Raw genomic sequence first — 2,137 nt, 5'->3', positions numbered from 1 at the left:
GGCCGGGCACCGGTTCGGCACACTGTCCGGCGGGCAGCGCCAGCGGGTGCTGCTGGCTCGCGCCATCGCGGCCGAGCCGCGACTGCTGCTGCTCGACGAGCCGTTCAACGGGGTCGACGCGGTCAGTCAGGATGCCATCGTCCGGGTGCTGCGGGAGCTCACCGCCTCGGGCACCGCACTCGTGCTGAGCACCCACGACCTGCGCGTGGCGCGCGACCTCGCCGATCTGGTCTGCCTGCTCAACGGGCGGCAGTGGGCCGTCGGGCCGCCGGCGGACGCACTGACGGCCGAATCGCTGTGCCGCGCCTACGGCCGCCAGGCCATCGACCTCACCGACGGCCGGATGATGCTGGTCGAGCCGTGATCGAGCCGTTCACCATGCCCTTCATGGGCCGGGCGCTGGCCGAGATGGTGCTGCTCGCCGCGATCTGCGGGCCGGTCAGCGTCTTCGTCTTCGCCCGTCGCCTGTCATTCGTCTCGGACGCGCTGACCCACACCGTCTTCCCCGGCGTGGTGATCGGCTTCCTGGCGGCCGGGCTGGAGGGCGTGTTCGCCGGGGCGCTGGGCGCGGCCGTAATCACCGCGCTGGTGCTGACGGCGCTGACCCGCCGCGGAAGGGTCTCCGACGACGCGGCCACCGCCGTCCTGCTGACCGCGATGTTCTCGGTCGGCGTCCTGCTCGTGTCGCGCCGGTCGTCGTACACCGCCGATCTGACTTCTTTCCTTTTCGGACGGCTGTTGACCGTGACGCCGCGGCAAATGGCCGAGACCGCCATGCTGGCGGTCGTGGTGCTTGTCGCGCTCTTGATCGGCGCCCGCGCACTGCTGTTCCGCACCTTCGACCCGGCCGGAGCCGCGGCCGCGGGATTCCGGATCGGGCGGCTCGACCTCTGGCTCAACCTCGTCGTCGCCCTGGTCGTGGTCGCCGGGGTCCGGGCGGTAGGCACCATCCTCGTCGTCGCGCTCTTGATCGTCCCGGCCGCCGCGGCGCGAATGGTGACCGATCGCCTGGCCGTGATGGCGGTGGCCGGCACCGTCCTGATCGCAGCCGCCGGCTACGCAGGGCTGCTGGTGAGCTGGACCGCGTCGGTGCGCTTCGGCGTCGCCCTTACCTCCGCATCATCGGTGGTCCTGCTGCTGGTCGCCGCCTACCTGCTGGTGATTCCGGTACGCGTGCTGCGCAGCCGCCGGCACCCCGCGCCGGGGCCGCGAGAGAGGGACTCCGCTCATGAGCTGGTGGGATGACGCTCTGCATCGCGCCACGGCCGAGATCGTCCTCGCCGGCGCGCTGGCCGGCCTCGCCGGCGTGCAGGTGGTCCTGCGCCGGCTGTCGTTCTTCACGATGGCGCTCACCCACGCGACCTTCCCGGGCGTGGTCGCTGCCTCGATCATCGGCGTCAACATCCTCCTCGGAGGCGCCGTCGCGGGCGTCCTGGTCGCGCTCGGCGTTGCGGCCCTGAGCCGGCGCCGCGGTCAGGACGCGGCAGCGGCGACCGGCGTGCTGCTGTCCGCCGGGTTCGCTCTCGGCGCCGCACTGGTCGCCACACAGAGCGGCTTCAGCCGGGACCTGTCTTCGTTCCTGGTCGGGTCGGTCCTCACCGTCGACGTCCCAGACCTGATCACCACAGCGGTGGCGCTGCTGGTCGTGGGCGGGGTTCTCCTGATCGGGACGCGACCGTTGCTGCTGATCGGGTTCGACCGCGACGGCGCGGCCGCAGCCGGGATGGCCGCGACGCGATGGGACATCGTTCTGCTGCTCACCATCGAGGTCGCCGTGGTGGCCCTGGTCCCGGCGGTCGGGACGATCCTCGCGGTCTCATTGATCGTCGCCCCGGCGGCGGCTGCCCGGCTCGTGTCCGAGCGGCTCGCGGTCATCACTGCGCTCGCGGTCGGCTTCGCCGTCGTCAGCGGGCTCGGCGGGCTGTGGATGTCCAGCCGATGGAACGTCGCCGCGGGCGCGGGCATCTCACTGGTCGCGACGGCGGTGCTCGCGCTGACCTGGGTGACCACGCGGCTGCGGGCGATCCCGGACGGTCTTGTCGCCACCGCCCGTCGTGCCCGGACGGTGCAGTGATGACCGGCGGGCCGATCGTCGACACGACCGCACTGGCCAAGGCGGTGGAGACCCTGCGCGGCA

The 2,137-nt window shown here is 72.3% G+C and carries 3 protein-coding genes; all 3 read left to right on the top strand.

The features are described 5' to 3' along the window. Positions 1-364, top strand: a 364-nt coding sequence (locus tag AB0M20_RS39835) for an ATP-binding cassette domain-containing protein (RefSeq protein WP_364306295.1), incomplete at its 5' end; no start/stop codon positions are given. Next, on the top strand, positions 361-1,245 hold the full coding sequence (locus AB0M20_RS39830; RefSeq protein WP_364306293.1) for a metal ABC transporter permease: 885 nt from the start codon (positions 361-363) through the stop codon (positions 1,243-1,245). The genes AB0M20_RS39835 and AB0M20_RS39830, both read left to right, overlap by 4 nt. Then, positions 1,229-2,074, top strand: coding sequence for a metal ABC transporter permease (locus tag AB0M20_RS39825; protein ID WP_364306290.1), 846 nt, complete (start codon positions 1,229-1,231; stop codon positions 2,072-2,074). Before AB0M20_RS39830 ends, AB0M20_RS39825 begins: the two co-directional genes overlap by 17 nt. Positions 2,075-2,137: the final 63 nt, after the last annotated feature.

The sequence above is a fragment of the Actinoplanes sp. NPDC051633 genome, from assembly GCF_040681735.1.
In the GTDB taxonomy this organism is placed as follows: domain Bacteria; phylum Actinomycetota; class Actinomycetes; order Mycobacteriales; family Micromonosporaceae; genus Actinoplanes.
Note: the sequence above shows the minus strand (reverse complement) of the source record. Positions and strands in the feature narration are given on the sequence as shown.

Excerpts from the sequence above, each read along its gene's own strand:
- AB0M20_RS39825 (WP_364306290.1), top strand. The coding sequence starts at position 1,229 with ATGAGCTGGTGGGATGACGCTCTGCATCGCGCCACGGCCGAGATCGTC.